Consider the following 17,790-nt stretch of genomic DNA (forward strand, 5'->3'; position numbering starts at 1 on the left):
TCGTCGCTGCCCGACGCCCCTACAGCGGCATCGGCGCCATGTCGACGTCGATACGGCGGCGGTGACGGGCCGCCACCAGCCACGGGTGGTCGGGCCGGACCACCCGGGTGAAGCCCTCCACCGCCGTGCGCTGCGCCTCGTCCGCCTCCACGCCCCGTCCGAGCCCCCGCAGATCCAGCGAGAGGTTCGCCCGGCAGGCGAAGGTCAGCGGGTGCTCCTCCCCGGTGATCTCCTCCAGCCGCGGCAGATTCGCCGAGTCGATCTCGTGCGCCCGGTCGAAGTCCAGCTGCGCGTACGCCGTGCTGGCCTGGCCGAGGGCCACGGTGAGCGTGGTCACGTGTCCGGCGCCCAGGGTGGTGCTCAGCCGGCCGGCCACCTCCTCCTCGATGTCGTGGGCCTGGTCCAGCCGGCCCAGGGCCCGCAAGGTGGACGCCACGTTCGCCTGCGCCATCAGCGTGTACGCGTGGTCGTCGCCGAACAGGGTGGCGTAGCGCCGGGCCGTGTCCTCGCCCTGCTCCAGCGACCGGTCCAGATCCCCGGCGAGCCGGCGGTCCACCGAGAGGTTCAGCGCCGACGCCAGCGAGTCGGCGTGCAGCGGGCCGTAGCGGGACAGGAAGCGCCGCAGGGTCTCCTCGGAGAGCTTCACCGCCTCGTCCAGCGCACCGTCGCGGCGCAGGCAGACGGCGAGGTTGCGGGCCACGCGCAGGGTGAGCGGGTGTTCCTCGCCCATGGCGGTCCGGGCGCGCCGGTGGACGTCCTCCTGGAAGTCGCGGGCGCCCGGGTAGTCACCGCTCTCCCGCATGTCGATGGAGAGGCCGTTGAGCGTGTTGAGGGTGAAGAAGCTGGCCGGGCCGTACATCAGCTCCCGCAGCCGGGCGTTCTCCTGGTCCAGCTCCAGCGCCTCGCGGAACTGTCCGCACAGCCGCAGGTCGACGGCCCAGCTGTGGGTGGCGCGCAACGTCATCGGGTCGTCCGGGCCCATCAGCGAGCGGGCCAGCTCCGTGGCCTCCTTGCCCAGGTCCCGCGCCTCGGCGAAGCGGCCCTGGTAGCGGCGGGCGTCGGCCATCTCGCACAGCGAGTCGATGAGATCCTCGGCGTCGACGTCGTCGCTGCGCCGGCAGACCTCCAGGGCCTTCTCGGTCAGCGGGATGGCCTCGGCGATCTGGCCGACCTGACGCAGCGTGAAGGCCAGGCTCTTGGCGATGCGGATGACGTGGATGTCCTCCTCGCCGGAGGCGGCGAGCCACGCGTTGTACGCCTGGCGGGCGAGGTCCACGGCGCCCTCGTGGTCGCCCCAGTAGTACAGGAACAGGGCGGTGTCGTACACCAGCTCGCGCACATAGGTGTCGGTGCTGGTCACCGCCTGGGAGGCCAGGATGTGCGGCAGCAGCATCTGGTAGGAGCGCCATTCCAGCGACGAGGCGTAGTTGCCGGGCTTGGCCGCCGACAGCAGCTGGTGGGCGGCGTCGCGCATGCGCTCGTGCTGCTCGCGGTCGAGTTTGGCGAGGAGCACCGTCTGCAGCAGACGGTGCATCTGCAGGGTGTCGGACCTGGGGTCGACCTTCACCAGGGAGAACTGGCTCAGGTCGCGCACCGCCCGGTTCAGCTTGATGGACTCGCGCAGCAGCGGGTCGACCTCGGGCGTGATGTTGACGCCGCGGCTGCCGCGCAGCATGGACCGCGGGATGGGCTCGGGCGCCATGCTGGCGCAGATGTCGAGCAGCTGCCGGGCACCGGGGTTCCGCTCCTTGATGCGCTCCAGGGAGATGTCCCAGGCGGCGGCGACGGAGACCGGGTAGTCGGGGGCCGGGTCGAGCTCCAGGATCTCCGGGCTGCGCTGGGCGAGCAGGTCGAGGTACTCGTCGACCAGCATGCCGGTGACGGCCCGCCAGGCGCCCGCCTGCTCGATGGCCAGCGGCAGGTCGCCGAGGGCCTCGGCGAGCCGGTCGGCGTCCTCGCTGGTCAGGTCGGCCGAGCGCTTCTGCAGCAGCTCGATGGACTCCTCGCGGTCGAAGACGTTCACCGGCAGCGGGGTGGCGACGCGTTCCCAGGCCCGGTTGCGGGAGGTGACGATGACCTTGCCGGGTCCGTTGGCCGGGAAGTAGCGGCGCACCGTGTCGATTTCCTCGGCGTTGTCGAAGACCAGCAGCCAGTTGCGGTACGGGCTGCCGGAGCGCAGGGCCTCCAGTACGGCGGGCACGGCGGCGTTGGCGGCGGGGGCGCCGCCCGCGGAGTCGTGGCCCGCGGGGGCCACGCCGAGCGCGTCGGCGAGGTGGGCCAGCGCGGCCAGGATGAGGCTCTCCCGCTCGGCGGGGATCCAGCAGATGACGCTGTACTCGTGCTGGTGGGTGTAGATGTACTCGAGGGCGAGCTGGGATTTGCCGACGCCGCCGAGCCCGTGCAGGGCGTGCGGCAGGACGGCCGCCGTGTCCTGGGCGCCGAGCTGCTCCTCCACGGCCCGCAGCAGTGCCTGCCGGCCGACGAACGAAGTGTTCCGCAGCGGAACATTCACCAGAAGGGCCGGCGTTGCGGTCGTGGTGCTCTGCATGAGCTGCTCAGCCTCCGGGGCTTCGGGGTGGGTCTCGGTCACCGGGGTCGGCAAGGGATCTCCAGAGGAGTCGGGGTGGTCGGACGCTGGACCCCCTGCTTGATCGTCTCGGGAGCCACAATCTGGACTATTCATCCCTTGACGGGCACTATCGGGCAAACCGGGCACCACCCGTTCGGCCCCCTCGGGCATGCGCCCCAAGGGGTCGGGATGGATGCGGTTCGCACGTTCGGAGTAGGGCCCGGACAGGGCTCGCATCACGGCGAGTTCGCTGCGCACCCAGCCGGACTCGGCGGGGTCGGGCAGCGTGGTGCCGACCGGGTCGCGCAGGGCGGCGCGCAGCGCCATGCCCCGCTCGCCGGCGGCCGGCAGGTCGCCCACCACGCTGACGGTGCGGGCGAGCTGGGTGCGGGTGGTGGCGGCGAGCAGCGCCTCGCGCACCCCGTCCGCGAACTCTGGGCGCCCTTCGCCGGCGCCGTCCCAGTCGATGAGCCCGCCCATGAGGATCTCGGCGACATGGTCCGGCCCGGTGTCGGGCATGAGCCTGCGCCGCAGCTGCTCGACCAGCTCGAACTCGAAGGGGATGGCGGCCAGTTGGGTGGCCAGGCGGCGGGCCTTCGGGGTGGCGAGGGTGAAGAATCGGCGTACGGCCGCGGCGGCGGCGCGCGGGAAGCGCGGGGCGCGCAGTCCGGGGGCGGGGGCGCCCTTGGTGAGGGTGCCGGCGAGGACGACGGGCAGCGAGCGGCGTACTCCGCGGTCGCCGGTGACGAGGTCGGCCCAGGCGGCGATCGAGGCGGGCTTGAGGGAGAGCACCGGGACGGGCAGCGAGTCGTCGCCGGCCTCGGGCAGGGGGCGCATGGGGTCGGGGCCGCCGGGCGGCGCCCAGTGTCCGAGGGCGTCGTTGGCCGCGCCGAATCCGCCCGCCTCCAGGACCGCCGGGTGGGGGTAGAGGGAGCTGCGGTGGCGCAGATGGGGCGGGAGCAGATGGACCAGGGCGGTGGGGCCGGCGTGCGCGAGACGGCCGAGGAGAGTGTCGGCGGCGGGGGCGGCCCAGCCGTGGCCGAGTCCGTCGGTGACGACGAGGAAGACCCGTCCGCCGCGGCCGTCGATCAGCTCGGCCGGGTCGGCGACGGCGCCGCCGCTGGTCCAGTGCAGCGTGGGCGAGCCGCTGCGCGGGACGACGACCCGGACGGTGCGCACGCTGCGGAAGGCGCCGGAGTGCTCGGCGGCCTCGGCGAGCCGGGCCACCGTCTCCTCCCAGATCCGCATGGTGGGCGCGTCGTCGGCGAGCAGCACCAGGTCGAAGGCGGTGGTGCGGGCGGGCCGCAGGAACGGCAGCCACAGCCCGTCGGCGACGCCCTGTTCGGCCGTGGCCTCCTCGTCGAGCTCGTGGGCGTCGCGGGAGGACACGCGGCGCTGCAGCTGGTGCAGGGCGCGGGCCAGCTGGGCGGTGCGGCGTCCGGGGCCGTGCTGCGGCTGGTTGGCGTCGTCGGCCAGCAGCGGCGGGGCGAGGTGCAGGGTGACGGAGCCCTCGGGGTCGGGTAACAGGCCACCGCCGGGGCGCTCGGGGGCGGGGCCCGGCAGTCCGTCCAGGGGGTCGGGCACGGGACGGCGGGGACCGTCGAAGGGGTCGTCGGACGGCCGCCCGTCACGCTCGGTGGCCGTAGTGGCCGGGACGGGTGCGGTCAGGTCGGCGAGGGCAGGAGTGCCGACCGCCTCTCCGACCGTCGGCGCGGGGTCCTGCGGACGGGACGTGTGCTCGGCTTCCTCAGCGCTGGGCTCGGCGTCCCCGGTCCTGGCGCGCTCGGCTTCTGCGGTGTTCGTGGACTCGGCTTTCCCGGTGCTGCCGGGGCGCGCGGCGACGGGGCCGTCGTCCTGGCGCAGCCCGGCTCCCGGCCCGTTCGCGGCGGGGCCGCCGTGGCGGTCCCAGTACGCGGCGAGCCACACCGCGTCCGCGACCTCCTGCCAGCGCGGCACCTCGTCCTGGGCGGCGGCCGTGTGCAGGGCAGGAGGAAGGAGGCTCTGGTACTCGCTCGCGTACCCGTCGGGTTCGGGGAACGCCGAAGGAGGCGACGACCCCGACACTGGTCCGCCGCCGGATCCGGATGCGCGCTCCCTGGGAAAGCCGTTGTTCATTCAGCGGCCCTTCGCGAGGTCGCGGAGGAGCATTTCCACGAGCTTACGCCCGTTGCCGTCGACCTGGAAACCACCCAGGGTAGTGATCTGGACAGCGTTGAGTAGCTGATCCAGGGAGTGCGTGCCGCCCGCCTGGACCCGCTGGAGGAACAGGTCCACCAGCTCCTCGGTGCCCTCGGGGTGCTCCCCCAGGTGCCGCTTCACCATGGCGAGCAGGCGCTCGCGGGTGGGCGTGCGCAGCTCGAGCGGCAGACAGCGCCTGCGGAAGGCGGCCGGAAACTCCCGTTCGCCGTTGCTGGTGATCACCACGACCGGGAACTCCCGGCACTCGACCCGCCCTTGGCGCACCTCGGCGCGGACCCCGGGGTCGCTGGTGTGGACGCTCGCGGCCTCGGCGGCGTCGCGGACCAGCTCCGGGACGTCATAGCTTCCGTTCTCCAGCACGTGCAACAAATCGTTGGGCAGGTCGATGTCGCTCTTGTCGAGCTCGTCGACAAGAAGCACCCGCGGACGATCGTAGGGCAGAAGAGCCGTGCCGAGTGGCCCGAGGGTGACGAAATCCCCAAGCACTGGCGGAAGTTGACGTTCATTCAATACGACAGCGGGCTCGGGCTGCTCGGGCGGGCCCGCGGGGGCGGCAGCTCCCGGGCCGCCGCGCAGCCCGGCCTGCCAGGCGGCGATGGCCTGGGCTCGCCCCATGGCGTCGTGGTTGTACAGGCCGTCCTTCAGCGTCGTCCGGCTGACGATGTTCCACTCCAGGACCCGGCCGAGCCCCAGTTCCCGGGCGATCACATGGGCGAGGGTGGACTTGCCGACTCCGGGCGGCCCGGTGATCAGCAGCGGGCGGCGCAGCAGCAGCGCGGCGTTGACGATGTCGATCTCGTCGGAGCCGAGCTGCGGGGTGAGCTCGTCGGGGCCGATGCGGCGCAGCGCGGCCTCGGGGTCGTCGGGCGGCGGGGGCAGGGCCGGGCCGCCGCGGAAGCGGCGCCAGGGCGGGGCCGGGGGCAGGACCGGCGGGGTTTGCGGGGCCATGCCGGTGGCGTGGAAGACCCGCCAGCCGTCCGGGGCCGGGGCGGGGGACACGGTCGCCTGCTCCTCCTGCGCGGTCATGCCGGTGTCTCCTCGCTGGCGAGATCGCCGTCGTCGGTGTGGATGTCGACCAGTCGCGTGGGATCGTCCCAGAAGAAGGCGATATGACGTCCTAGCAGCTCCGGGCTCTGCTCCTCGCCGACCGCTTTCCGGCGCAGCCGGTGGATCGCCATGGGGATCTGCGCGGCGAACGGGACGGAGGCGAACACCGCGGTGACCACCTCGCGCCGCTCCTCCTTGAAGACTCCCCGGCGGTCCCAGACGGCGAGCGCTATGCCCTCCGCGATCGCGGCCTTGAGCGCCTCCAGCGCGGGCGTGTCGTCGGGCGCGTCGAGCACCACGGCGGTATGCCCGGTGTCCTCCGCGAGGGCGGTCTGCCAGGCGTCAGGACGGTGGGCGTCGGCGGCGGTCCAGCGGTGCACCGCCACGCCGTGCCGGCGCAGCCGCTGCCACCGCTCCTGCCACTGCCGCCGGACCAGCACGTCGTCGGTGCGCATCCGTTCCAGGCTGCGCAGATGGACCGCGTAGCGCAGGCCGAGCGGCAGCGCGCGTCCGTGGCCGACCTGGAAGGTCAGGCTCGCCACGTCGTGATTGAGCAGGTCGTAGGGCAGCACGAATTCCACGAAGGTGGGCTGGTCGGGGCCGGGCGGACGGGGTCCGGGCGGGGTGGTCCACAGGCGGGAGCCCTGCCGCAGCGCGCGTTCCACCGCCTGGCCGAGGCCGGGCAGGGTGGTGACGGTGGGCTCGCCGGGCTGGGGGTCCCAGTAGCCGGGGACGGTGTTGAGCCAGGTGCGCACCACGTACTCGCCGGAGCCGTCGCGGGCGGGCTCCACGGCGACGATCAGGCAGCAGGGGATGTCCGGGTCGGCCGTGGCCCTCGCCCGTTCGGTGCGCCGCTCGGCCACGGCGGCCGTCAGCCCGGCGCGCTGGGCCCAGCCGTCGACCCATTTGACCAGCGGGGCGCCCTGCCCGGGCGTGGACATCAGCTGGGCGGTGACGTCGAGCAGGATCACCGCGGGCGGCAGTCCGTCCGGCTGGGCGTTCCACTCCAGGACGTGCGCGAACAGCTGGTCGGGGGTGAGGCCGTCGGACAGATGGAGGCCGCCGAGCTCCGCGGCGAGCCGCTCCCGTAACCGGGCGGGGCGCACCTCCCGTTCGGCGTCGGCGAGCAGGGCGCGGGCCGAGCGGACGTCGTGCCCGGTCAGGGGCCCGGGCAGGGTGGCCGCCGGGGGCGGTGCGGCGGGGGCGATCAGCCGGCCCAGCTCGTCGGCCGGCGCGGTCCCCTCGTAGAGCTCGACCACTCTCACCAGTACGCGTTCTCCGCCCGGGACGTTCAGCGCGGCGCGCACCATGTTCACCGCGTCCTCACGGAGTCTCAGGCCGCGCACGTCGATGGTGCGGCCCAGCTGTTCGCCGAGCACGGTGGCGAACTGGGCGCGGCTCTGCGCGTCCGCCATGCAGACCAGATCGCACAGGGCGTCGGTGAGTCGTAACAGCAGTTCCAGACCTCGCTTGCGCGACGCCCCGCCCCCGGGTCCGCCGAGTCCCTCGCCGTTCTCCACCGACTGTCCCCCATGAGTCGGTTCGCCTGCCTGACCGACCTGCGAAGTTAGCACGGCAACTGACGGTTAACCAGGGACGGGTGAGGCCCCGGGGCGGGAAGTCCGGCCGAAGTCCCCCGCGCGGGCGACTCGGCCGGATTCATGCGCCTCTTGTGCTACAACCGCGGATCGACGGGCTCGGACTCCAGTGCGAGCACACCGAACACCGCTTCGTGCACCCGCCACAGCGGCTCGCCCTCGGCGAGGCGGTCCAGCGCCTCCAGGCCGAGCGCGTACTCGCGGATCGCCAGCGACCGCTTGTGGTTCAGGAAGCGGCCGCGCAGCCGCGCGAGGTTCTCCGGGCGGGTGTACTCGGGGCCGTAGATGATCCGCAGGTACTCGCGGCCCCGGCACTTGATGCCGGGCTGCACCAGCCGGCCCTCCGTGTTGCGCACCAGCGCGCCGACCGGCTTGACTACCATGCCCTCGCCGCCGCGCCCGGTGATCTCCAGCCACCAGTCGGTGCCGGCCCGCACCGACTCCGGGTCCCCGGTGTCGACATACAGCCGGCGGGTGGTCTGGAGCAGCCCGGAGTTGTCGTGCTCGACCAGCCGGTCGATCAGCGCCAGCTGCTCGTCGTGCGGCAGCGCGGCCAGGCTGCGGCCCTGGACGGCCAGCAGCTGGAACGGGGCGAGCCGCACCCCGTCCAGGCCGTCGGTGGTCCAGCAGTAGCGGCGGTAGGCCTCGGTGAACGCGGAGGCGGCCTCGGCCCGCTCCCGCTGGCGGCCCAGCAGCTCCCCGACGTCCACGCCCCTCGCCGCTGCCGCCTCCAGGGCGGCCAGCGCGGGCGGGAGGGCGGCGCCGGACGCGGCGCCCACGGCCGCGTACTGGGAGCGCAGCAGGCCGCTCGCCTTCAGCGACCACGGCATCAGCTCGGCGTCCAGCAGCAGCCAGTCGGTGCCGAGTTCCTCCCACAGGCCCGCCTCGGTGACGGCGGCGCGCAGCCGGCCGAGGATCTCCTCGGTGACGGACGGGTCGTCGAAGAACGGGCGGCCGGTGCGCGTGTACAGCGAACCGGTCACGCCGTCCGCACCGAACCGCTCACGGGCGGTCTCCGCGTCCCGGCACACCAGGGCCACCGCGCGCGAGCCCATGTGCTTCTCCTCGCACACCACCCGCTCCACTCCGTCCGCCGCGTACTGGGCGAACGCCTCGGCGGGGTGCTCCAGGTAGCCCTCGAGCTGCGAGGTGGCCGTGGGCGCCATGGTGGGCGGCAGGTACGGCAGCAGGCGCGGGTCGATCGCGAAGCGGCTCATCACCTCCAGCGCGGCGGCCGCGTTCTCCTCGCGGATGGTGATGCGGCCCTGGTGCCGGGTCTCGACGACCCGGCGGCCGTGCACATCGGAAAGGTCCAGCGGGCGTCCCTCGCGCCCGCCGGGCGCCTCGGTGCGCAGCGGCTTCGCCGGCTCGTACCAGACGCGCTCGGCCGGCACGTCGACGATCTCCCGCTCCGGCCAGCGCAGCGCGGTGAGCTTGCCGCCGAAGACGGCGCCGGTGTCCAGGCAGATGGTGTTGTTCAGCCAGGTCGCCTCCGGCACCGGGGTGTGCCCGTAGACGACGGCGGCCCGCCCGCGGTAGTCCTCCGCCCACGGGTAGCGCACCGGCAGGCCGAACTCGTCGGTCTCGCCGGTGGTGTCGCCGTACAGGGCGTGGCTGCGCACCCGGCCGGAGGTGCGGCCGTGGTACTTCTCCGGCAGACCGGCGTGGCAGACCACAAGGCGGCCGCCGTCGAGGACGTAGTGGCTGACCAGGCCGTCGATGAACTCCCGTACCTCCTGCTTGAACTCCTCGCTCTCGCCCTCCATCTGGGCGACGGTCTCGGCGAGTCCGTGGGTGAGCTGGACCTTGCGGCCCCGCAGACAGCGGCCGAACTTGTTCTCGTGGTTGCCGGGCACGCACAGCGCGTTGCCGGACTTGACCATGCCCATCACCCGGCGCAGCACACCGGGGCTGTCCGGGCCGCGGTCGACCAGGTCGCCGACGAACACCGCGGTGCGGCCCTCGGGGTGTGCTCCGTCGACGTAGCCCAGCTTGCCGAGCAGCGCCTCCAGTTCGCTCGAGCAGCCGTGGATGTCGCCGATGATGTCGAACGGGCCGGTGAGGTGGGTGAGGTCGTTGTACCGCTTCTCGGTGACGACCGTGGCGTTCTCGATCTCCTCCACGCCGCGCAGCACATGCACCTTGCGGAAGCCCTCCCGCTCCAGGTGCCGCAGGGAGCGCCGCAACTCGCGGGTGTGGCGCCGGATGACCCGGCGGGGCATGTCGGCCCGGTCGGAGCGGGCGGCGTTGCGCTCGGCGCACACCTCCTCGGGCACGTCGAGCACGATGGCTATCGGCAGTACGTCGTGCTCGCGCGCCAGGTCGATCAGCTTGCCGCGCGCCTCGGACTGGACGCTGGTGGCGTCGATGACGGTGCGGCGTCCGGCGGCGAGGCGCTTGCCCGCGATGTAGTGCAGGACGTCGAAGGCGTCCCGGGTGGCGCTCTGGTCGTTCTCGTCGTCGGCGACCAGGCCCCGGCAGAAGTCGGAGGAGATGACCTCGGTGGGCTTGAAGTGGCGCCGGGCGAAGGTGGACTTGCCGGAGCCGGAGGCGCCGACCAGCACGACCAGGGACAGATCGGTGACGGACAGGGTGCGGCCCTGCGCCCGGGTCTCGGTGATCATGCGGCCTTCGCCTCCTTCTCGTTCTTCTCGGTGTTCTTCTCGGTGTTCTTGTCGCTGTTCTTGTCGTTCTGCTCGGTCCCGGCGGTGAACACGGCCATCTGGGTGGGCGGCCCGACCTCGGGGTCGTCCGGCCCCACGGGCTGGAACGCCACGCGGTAGCCGTGCCGTGCGGCCACCTCCTCGGCCCAGGCGCGGAACTGCGCACGGTTCCACTCGAAGCGGTGGTCGCGGTGCCGGACATGCCCGGCCGGCAGGCTCTCCCAGCGCACGTTGTACTCGACGTTCGGCGTGGTCACGACGACGGTGCGGGGACGGGCGGCACCGAACACGGCGTACACCAGCGCGGGCAGCCGCGGCAGATCGACGTGCTCGATCACCTCGCTCAGCACGGCCGCGTCATAGCCCGCGAGCCGGCGGTCGGTGTACGCGAGGGAGCCCTGCAGCAGCTTGACCCGGGCAGCCTGCCGCTCCCCCATGCGGTCCAGCTTCAGCCGCCGGGAGGCGATGGCGAGCGCACGGGTCGACACATCGACACCGACGATCTCGGTGAACGCAGGGTCGCGCAGCAGCTCCCGCACCAACTGGCCCTCGCCGCACCCCAGATCGAGCACCCGGGACGCACCGGCGGCCCGCAGCGCGGCCGTGATGGCGTCCCGACGCTGCACCGCAAGCGGAGTCGGCTTCTCCTCCGACTCGCTCTCCGCCTCCACCGCGTTGTCGATCTCGTCGACCTCGCTGTCGTCGGCCTCGGCGAGCCGCACCAGCTCAAGGCGCTCCCGCGCCTGACGGGTCAGCGACCAGCGCCGGGAGAGATAGCGGCTGGTGATCAGCTGCTGCTCCGGGTGCGCGGGCAGCCAGCCCTCACCGGCCCGCAGCAGCTTGTCCACCTCGTCGGCGGAGACCCAGTAGTGCTTGGCGTCGTCCAGGACCGGAAGCAGCACATACAGGTGGCGCAGCGCCTCGGCGACGGTGAGGGTGTCCGCCTCCAGCACGAGCCGCACGTAGCGCGAGTCGCCCCACTCGGGGAACTGCGTGTCCAGCGGGACGGGTTCGGCGTCGACCGTCCAGCCGAGCGGCTCGAACAGCCGGCGCACCAGGTCCGGGCCGCCGCGGGCGGGCAGCGCGGGCACCTCGATGCGCAGCGGACGCGGCTGCCCGGGCAGCTCCGGGCGGGCGGCGCACACCCCGCGCATCGCGCTGGAGAACACCGTGCTCAGGGCGACGGCGAGCAGCGAGGAGGCCGCGTACGGGCGGTCGTTGACGTACTGCGCGAGTGCGGCGTCGGGTGCGCCGCCGCGGCCCTTGCCCTTGCCGCGCCGGACCAGTGCCACCGGGTCCACCTCCAGCAGCAGCGCCGCTGTGCAGCGCTCGGCGTCCGCCTCCGGGTAGAGGATGTGCGCCCTGCCGTAGGAGGTCGAGCGCGACTGCGCCTTCTCGGGGTGCTTGTGCAGCAGGAAGCCGAGATCGGTCGCGGGGCGCTCGGGGCCGCCGGTGGTACTGATCGAAAGGAACACGTGGTTACACCTCGAAACACCTTCTGAACTGCTGAGACACGCGGGGATCCAACGCGTCCGATCACCGTACCGGCCCGGTGGCCGGGTCTCTTCGGGATTTTTCGCTGCTTCTTCGGTGCTTCTTCGGTGCTTCTTCGGTGGTTCGGGGGCGCCGGCGGCGCCGGGCTCGCCCCGGAAACCGGGGCTGGAGGGCTGCTACGACAGCTGGGACTGGACCTCGGAGGCGATCAGTTCCAGGTGGTCGAGGTCGGTGAGGTCGAGCACCTGGAGGTAGATCCGGCGGGAGCCGGCCTCCTGGTAGCGGCCGATCTTCTCGACGACCTCGGCCGGGGTGCCCGCCAGTCCGTTGGCCCGCAGCTCGTCGACCTCGCGGCCGATGGCGGCGGCCCGCCGGGCGAGTTGGTGCTCGTCCTTGCCGACGCAGACCACCAGGAGGTTGGAGCAGAGGATCTCGTCCGGGTTCCGGCCCTCCTTCTGTGCGGCCTCCCGCACCCGGCCGAACTGGGTCGCGCTGTCCTCGGGCGAGAAGAAGGAGAGGTTGTACTCGTCTGCGTACCGGGCGGCGATCCTCGGGGTGCGGCGGGGGCCCTTGCCGCCGACGAGAATGGGGAGTCTGGCCTGGGCGGGCTTGGGGAGCGCGGGGCAGCCGGTGAGGTCGTAGTAGGTGCCGTGGAAGTCGTAGGTGCTGCCGGTCTGGGTGGCCCACAGCCCGGTGATGATCTCCAGCTGCTCCTCGAGACGGGCGAGCCTCTCCTTGGGGAAGGGGATTCCGTACGCCCTGTGCTCCTCCTCGAACCAGCCCGCGCCCAGGCCGAGTTCGACCCGGCCGCCGGACATCTGGTCGACCTGCGCGACCTGGACGGCGAGGACGCCGGGGAGGCGGAAGGTCGCGGCGGTCATCAGGGTGCCGAGCCGGATGCGGCGGGTCTCCCTGGCGAGTCCGGCCAGTGTGATCCAGGCGTCGGTGGGGCCGGGCAGGCCGTCGACGGAGCCCATCTTCAGGTAGTGGTCGGAGCGGAAGAAGCCGTCGAATCCGAGGTCCTCGGTGGCCTTGGCGACGGTCAGGAGCGTGTCGTAGCCGGCGCCCTGCTGGGGCTCGGTGAAGATGCGCAGATCCATGCATCCATCCTGCACGGTCGGTCGGTTGAGCCGATTGATATGACCGCTTCCAGTGACCGAGGCAGGAGGAAGATCGTTGCCCGCACGGAGCCGAACACCCGGCACCGGCACCGGTCGGGGAACGCCCGGTGCGTCACCGTGCCGGCTCCCGACGGGGCCGGGGCCGAGGAGGCCGATATGCCGTTGGAGACCGGATCGCCGGAGGAGACCGGACCGCTGGAGGACGGAGGGCCGCTGCAGGACGGAGGGCCGCTGCAGGACGGGGGGGCCGCTGCAGAGCGGAGGCTCGCTGCCGAGCGGGGTGCCGGACGCAGGCTCACCGCCTGGTGGAGGTCCGCTGCAGGACGGAGGCTCACTGCATGGTGGAGGTCCGCTGCAAGCTACTGACGGCTCGGCGCAGCCGAGGGGTCTGCTTCAGCAGATGGAGGAGTTGATGGCCGCGCTGAAGGCGGACTTGTCGGCACTGAACGCGGATCTGCGGACGGCGGCCGTGGGCCGCCGGGGCGGCACCGAGGAGGAGGGCGGCGCGGGGCCGGTGGGCTGATGGGGGCCTGGGGGCCTGGGGGCCTTCTGCCGCAACTGGCCGATGAACGGCCGTCGTTGCGCGAGGCGCCGGTCCCGGCGAGCGGTTGTCGGCGGACTCCCGGCCAGGGAAGGGTGTTACCCCGCCTCCCGCTCCGGTAAGGACTGGTCGCGGTCGGCGAGTTTGCGCAGCATCTCCAGGACGCGGTCGCGGGACTCGTCCGCCGCGTCGATGGCCTCCATGCACTGCCAGTAGGTCGCCTCGTCGTCCGCCGCGCAGGCGAGGCCGACCAGGGCCATGCCGACCTCGCCGAGCAGCCCGCCCAGGTCGGTCAGGGACTGGCGGGCGTCGCCCAGCTCGGTGAGCTGCGCCGCCCGCAGCTCACCGGGGGCGATCACGGGGGTGTCCAGGACTCCGCAGCCACGGCCCGCCAGCTCGGTCAGCCCCAGTGCCTCGCCGCGTAGTTCGGGTGGGCCGGCGACGGCGAGACGGCTGCCCACCGCCTGCGCGAGCGCCTGCGCCTGCCACACCTCGGTCAGCAACTCCGGAGCGCCGCCGCTCGCGGCCAGCGCTCTTCTGCTCGTCACGATGAGCCGCACAGCATCCATGCGCTGCCCCCGTCTGTCCGACGCGCTGCCCACGCGTCCACCCGAACTCCCTTGTCCACTACCCAGAGTGAGGTCACCTGAGACAAAAAGCCAGAGGAAGACGGAAATTAGCGGACAACAATTCGAACTCGACGGCCGATTCAGCTACGGAGAGTACAAACGGAGCGTTCACCTCCCCACACTCGGGGGCGGCTACGGCGCGGAGAAGGCGACTACGGCCGCGGCGGCTCGCCGGGAGCGGGCCTCGCCGGGAACCGGTGCTCGTTCCGCTCGATCTTCGCCGCCAGCGCGGCCAGCGGATCGATGCCGAGTACTTCGCACAGCTGGAGGAGGTACGCCAGCACATCGGCGACCTCGTCGGTGACGCGGTGCGCGGTGTCCGGGTCGTCCATCACCCGGGCCGACTCCTCGGGCGTCGACCACTGGAAGATCTCGAGGAGTTCGGCGGCCTCCACGCTGAGCGCGGAGGCCAGGTTCTTCGGCGTGTGGTAGGGCTGCCAGCGCCGAGCGGCGGCGAACTCGGCCAGCCGCTGCTGCAGTTCGGCGAGGCCGGGCGCCGGGCTGCTCCCGGACGTGCGGTCCGTGGGTGTCTTGGGTTCCGTGGGGTCCGAAGGGTCCCTGGGGTCCGTAGGGTCCGTGAGGTCCGTAGAATCCGTGGGGTCGCGGTGATCAGTCACGGTCCAGGTGTACCACCGTCACCCCGTCCACCCCCGCCGCCCAGGACGCCTCGCTCACCGCGCCAACGAGCCGGATGTGCCCGCGGGCGCACATCCGCACCGCCAGCTCCAGCAGGGCGGCCCGCTGGGCGGGATCGAGGCCGCGGTCGAAGTTGTCCGCCAGCACGGTGAGGGTCTGCAGGGCGTCCGGGACCTCGCCGGCCGCGTCGACCTCCAGCACGCCGGGGCCGGTGAGCAGCACCAGCGCGAGGGCGAGATGGCGCAGCTCGCCGTCGCCGAGCCGCTCGATGCCGGTGCGGATGCCGTTGCCGCGGTCGAGCAGGGCGCGGACACGTCCGTCTCCGCACGGCTCGGCGAGCAGATCGGCGACCGGACCCGCGCACCCCTCCCGCAGGGCGTCGACGAGCAGCCCGTGCCGCCGCCCGCACTCGACACGGGTCCGGGCCAGCACGGCGGCGAGATTATCGCAGCCGCCGAGGAGACGGCCGGTGCCGACGGGCACGGGCTCGCCCATGCGGTCGGGCCGGGGATCGCAGGCGAAGACGGAGCGCAGCGCCACCAGCATCTGCTCGGCGGCGGCCAGCACTCTGCGCTGCCCCGGCGTCGTCCCGGCGACGCGCAGCGGCAGCAGCGCGGTGCCCAGCCGGTCGTCGGGCAGCAGCCCCCGGGTGACCTCCGCACCTGCCGTGTGCCAGGCCGCCTGCACGACCCGGCGGCGCGGGTCGCGCAGCGCGGAACCCAGCAGGACCACCCCGTCGGCGGTGAGCCGCTCCCCCACGATCCGCAGCTCGGGCTCGGCCTGCACGGCGACCTCGAGCCGCACCGGCCCCTCCGGCCCGTCGGCCGCACACCCGATCCGGAACCCCCGCCGCCCCTGCGCATCGGGCCGCGCCCCCTCGGGCACCCAGGCCCCCGGCTCGCGGAAGACCTCCCCCAGCTCGGCCCCGCCCGCGAGGCGCGCCAGCGCCTCGTACGCCCGCAGCGCACTGCTCTTCCCGCTCCCGCTGGGTCCGGCGAGCAGCGTCAGCGTCCCGAGCCGCACTTCGGTCCGCCGGTGCCGGGCGAACGCGGTCAGCACCAACTCGCTGACATACGGCCGCAGCGGCCGCGCCACGGGCGCCGCAGGAGCGGGAACAGAGGCACTGGCAGGAACCGGAGCTGCCGGATTCACCACGGCACTGGCAGGAACCGGAGCTGCCGGATCCACCACCGGTCCACCGGACGTGACGGACGCCCGACCGGAGCGCGGAACAGAAGGGGACGAAGACACGGTCATGCGCCGGACGCTAGACCGCCGGCGGCCGGGCGAACCGTTCCGCTGATGCCTCCTTCCTACGAACGGGTGGGCGACCCGCTCACCCGCTCGCGCCCCCTGCCATCCCGCACGCCCGCTCCAGGCTCCCGACGCCCCTCACGTCCGCTCACGCCCCGGGAACCCCGACCCCCTCCATCAGCCCGGTGACCTCCGTGCCCGCCGGGGTCAGCAGGAAGACGTTGCGGTCGACCCGGTGCATCCCGCTCGCCAGCCCGAAGACCACGCCCGTGCTGAAGTCCAGGACGCGCTTGGCGACCTCGGTCTCCGCGCCGGTCAGATCGAGCAGGACCGGGACGCCGGCCATCAGCGTCTCGGCGACGTCGCGGGCGTCCGCGAACACATTGACACGCAGAACGACGAAGCGGCGCCGCGCCTCCGTCTCGGCCTCCGGCACGGACCGGTGGTCGACCGCGGACGGCCAGGCGTCCCGGCCCCGCAGCGGAACGACCTGGGCGAGCCCCTCCCACTGTTCGTCGGTGACATCGTGCCTGTTCACCGGCATGCTCCGTCCTCGGTCGTCCTGAGTGTCTGCATCGGGCAATTCTTACGCATGGTCACCCGTTCGGCCCACCACCGACACGCTCCGCCAACGGGCAGGACCCCGTGACCGAAAGGTCCGGCGAAGCGTTGACCTCGGCCCGGCGATCGGCTTCGCTGACCGGCATGACGGGTGGAACGTACGACGCGAGTGAACCGAGTGAACCGAGTGAATCAGGTGAACCGGTCCTGGCCTTCGCCACGCAGGAGGACTGGGAGAAGTGGCTGGAGGAACACCACGCCGAGGCCACCGGGGTGTGGGTGAAGATTCCACGGAAGGACTCGGGACTCGCCGGCGTCGGCTACGCCACCGCGCTGGAGTCGGCCCTGTGCTTCGGGTGGATCGACGGGCAGAAGAAGAAGCTGGACAAGACGCACTGGGTGCAGCGGTTCACGCCGCGCCGGCCGCGCAGCAAGTGGTCGCAGATCAATGTGAAGAAGGCGACCGCGCTGATCGAGGCGGGCCGGATGCGCGAGGCCGGGCTCCTGGAGGTGGAGCGGGCCAAGGCGGACGGGCGCTGGGAGGCGGCGTACGCGGGTCCGAGCAGGGCGACGATTCCCGACGACCTGCGGGCCGCCCTGGACGCGGCGCCGCAGTCGGCCCGCGACTTCTTCGACTCCCTGGACAGCCGCAACCGCTACGCCATCCTCTACCGCATCCAGGACGCCAAGCGCCCCGCGACCCGGGCGGCCCGCATCGAGAAGTTCGTGGCGATGCTGACGGCCGGAGAGAAGATCTATCCCTGACCCCGTGTGAGACTTGCGGCATGGACATGGGGCGCGAGTCGCGGTGGGAGAAGGACGCGATGACGGTGGAGATCGTGTTCGCCCTGGTGACCGCTGCCGCGCTGGCCGCCGTGATCTTCGCCGGCGTGCTGGCTTTCACGCTGGCGTTCGGCCTCTCCGGATCGGCGGAGAAGGGCGTGCTGGTGGCGGGCGGGCTTCTCGGAGCGACGGCCGGCATGTGGCGTCTGGTACGGGTACTGCTGCGGTTCGACGCGCAGCGCCGCATGGGCCGCTGACTGCCGACCGGCCCGCCGAGGCCGACTCGCCCAGTCAACCAGCCGAGCCGGGCCGGACGGCCGAGCCTCCGTCCGGACCGGCTCCGCCGGCCAGCTCCCCCCGTCAGCCGGTCAGCTCCCCCGTCAGCCGATCAACCGATCGTCACAGGTCAGCCGGTGACGATCGCCTCGGCCGCGGCGATGCCGCAGACGCGGGCCGCGCCGTGGGTGGTGATGTGGAGGGCGCCGCGCGGGGCGGACTGGGGTACGCCCATCTCGACGACGACGGTGTCCGGAGCGGCGCCGAGGAGCGTGTCCAGTGCCGTGCGCATCCAGGCGTGCCGGTGTTCGTCGCGTACCACGGCGACGATACGGCGGCCCGCGGCGGCCTTGGGGGCCTCGGCGGCGGCACCGTGGTACGGGGCGTTGGACAGGTTCTTGCCGCAGACGGGCCAGGCA

The 17,790-nt window shown here is 72.8% G+C and carries 13 protein-coding genes and 1 pseudogene; 3 read left to right on the top strand and 11 right to left on the bottom strand.

What is annotated here, in order from left to right; all coding sequences use genetic code 11:
- Nucleotides 1–19 precede the first annotated feature (19 nt).
- The 6 genes from fxsT to ABD207_RS27775 form a co-directional block, all read right to left on the bottom strand.
- Nucleotides 20–4,684 (bottom strand): FxSxx-COOH system tetratricopeptide repeat protein, encoded by a 4,665-nt coding sequence (gene fxsT, locus ABD207_RS27750; protein ID WP_425580843.1) that lies wholly within the window; start codon nucleotides 4,682–4,684, stop codon nucleotides 20–22.
- Complete coding sequence (locus tag ABD207_RS27755) at nucleotides 4,685–5,794, bottom strand: AAA family ATPase (RefSeq protein WP_344015940.1); 1,110 nt, start codon at nucleotides 5,792–5,794, stop codon at nucleotides 4,685–4,687.
- Nucleotides 5,791–7,335, bottom strand: coding sequence for a VMAP-C domain-containing protein (locus ABD207_RS27760; RefSeq protein WP_344015941.1), 1,545 nt, complete (start codon nucleotides 7,333–7,335; stop codon nucleotides 5,791–5,793). The genes ABD207_RS27755 and ABD207_RS27760 overlap by 4 nt, the downstream gene beginning before the upstream one ends.
- A 155-nt stretch (nucleotides 7,336–7,490) precedes the next feature.
- Nucleotides 7,491–10,037: a polynucleotide kinase-phosphatase gene (locus tag ABD207_RS27765; protein ID WP_425580845.1), complete on the bottom strand. Its 2,547-nt coding sequence runs from the start codon at nucleotides 10,035–10,037 to the stop codon at nucleotides 7,491–7,493.
- The gene (locus ABD207_RS27770; protein WP_344015942.1) at nucleotides 10,034–11,551 is read right to left on the bottom strand and encodes a 3' terminal RNA ribose 2'-O-methyltransferase Hen1; all 1,518 of its coding nucleotides are present in this window, start codon (nucleotides 11,549–11,551) and stop codon (nucleotides 10,034–10,036) included. The genes ABD207_RS27765 and ABD207_RS27770 overlap by 4 nt, the downstream gene beginning before the upstream one ends.
- A gap of 195 nt (nucleotides 11,552–11,746) precedes the next feature.
- A complete protein-coding gene (locus ABD207_RS27775) occupies nucleotides 11,747–12,670 on the bottom strand; it encodes an LLM class F420-dependent oxidoreductase (RefSeq protein WP_344015943.1) in 924 nt (307 codons plus the stop codon).
- Between the two features lie 355 nt (nucleotides 12,671–13,025).
- Between ABD207_RS27775 and ABD207_RS27780 the strand changes: the two genes are divergently transcribed.
- Nucleotides 13,026–13,214, top strand: coding sequence for a hypothetical protein (locus ABD207_RS27780; protein WP_344015961.1), 189 nt, complete (start codon nucleotides 13,026–13,028; stop codon nucleotides 13,212–13,214).
- A 116-nt stretch (nucleotides 13,215–13,330) separates the two neighbouring features.
- Here ABD207_RS27780 and ABD207_RS27785 read toward each other — a convergent pair whose 3' ends face one another.
- The 4 genes from ABD207_RS27785 to ABD207_RS27800 all read right to left on the bottom strand — a co-directional run bounded on the left by ABD207_RS27785 (nucleotide 13,331) and on the right by ABD207_RS27800 (nucleotide 16,295).
- Nucleotides 13,331–13,801, bottom strand: a complete 471-nt coding sequence (locus tag ABD207_RS27785; protein WP_344015944.1) for a DUF6099 family protein — start codon at nucleotides 13,799–13,801, stop codon at nucleotides 13,331–13,333.
- A gap of 212 nt (nucleotides 13,802–14,013) precedes the next feature.
- Nucleotides 14,014–14,340, bottom strand: coding sequence for a nucleotide pyrophosphohydrolase (locus tag ABD207_RS27790; protein ID WP_344015963.1), 327 nt, complete (start codon nucleotides 14,338–14,340; stop codon nucleotides 14,014–14,016).
- A 130-nt stretch (nucleotides 14,341–14,470) separates the two neighbouring features.
- Nucleotides 14,471–15,754 (bottom strand): AAA family ATPase, encoded by a 1,284-nt coding sequence (locus tag ABD207_RS27795; protein ID WP_425580847.1) that lies wholly within the window; start codon nucleotides 15,752–15,754, stop codon nucleotides 14,471–14,473.
- A gap of 145 nt (nucleotides 15,755–15,899) precedes the next feature.
- A complete protein-coding gene (locus ABD207_RS27800) occupies nucleotides 15,900–16,295 on the bottom strand; it encodes a cell division protein SepF (RefSeq protein WP_344015946.1) in 396 nt (131 codons plus the stop codon).
- A gap of 161 nt (nucleotides 16,296–16,456) precedes the next feature.
- On the opposite strand from ABD207_RS27800, the gene ABD207_RS27805 reads away from it, so the two are divergent.
- Together ABD207_RS27805 and ABD207_RS27810 are read left to right on the top strand one after the other, a co-directional pair.
- Complete coding sequence (locus ABD207_RS27805) at nucleotides 16,457–17,077, top strand: YdeI/OmpD-associated family protein (RefSeq protein ID WP_344015947.1); 621 nt, start codon at nucleotides 16,457–16,459, stop codon at nucleotides 17,075–17,077.
- 20 nt (nucleotides 17,078–17,097) lie between these two features.
- The gene (locus ABD207_RS27810) at nucleotides 17,098–17,352 is read left to right on the top strand and encodes a DUF6332 family protein (RefSeq protein WP_344015948.1); all 255 of its coding nucleotides are present in this window, start codon (nucleotides 17,098–17,100) and stop codon (nucleotides 17,350–17,352) included.
- Between the two features lie 149 nt (nucleotides 17,353–17,501).
- Here ABD207_RS27810 and ABD207_RS27815 read toward each other — a convergent pair.
- A pseudogene (locus tag ABD207_RS27815) lies at nucleotides 17,502–17,790 on the bottom strand (hypothetical protein); the annotation flags it as partial.

The organism is Streptomyces thermospinosisporus (assembly GCF_039526425.1).
Classification (GTDB): domain Bacteria; phylum Actinomycetota; class Actinomycetes; order Streptomycetales; family Streptomycetaceae; genus Streptomyces; species Streptomyces thermocarboxydovorans.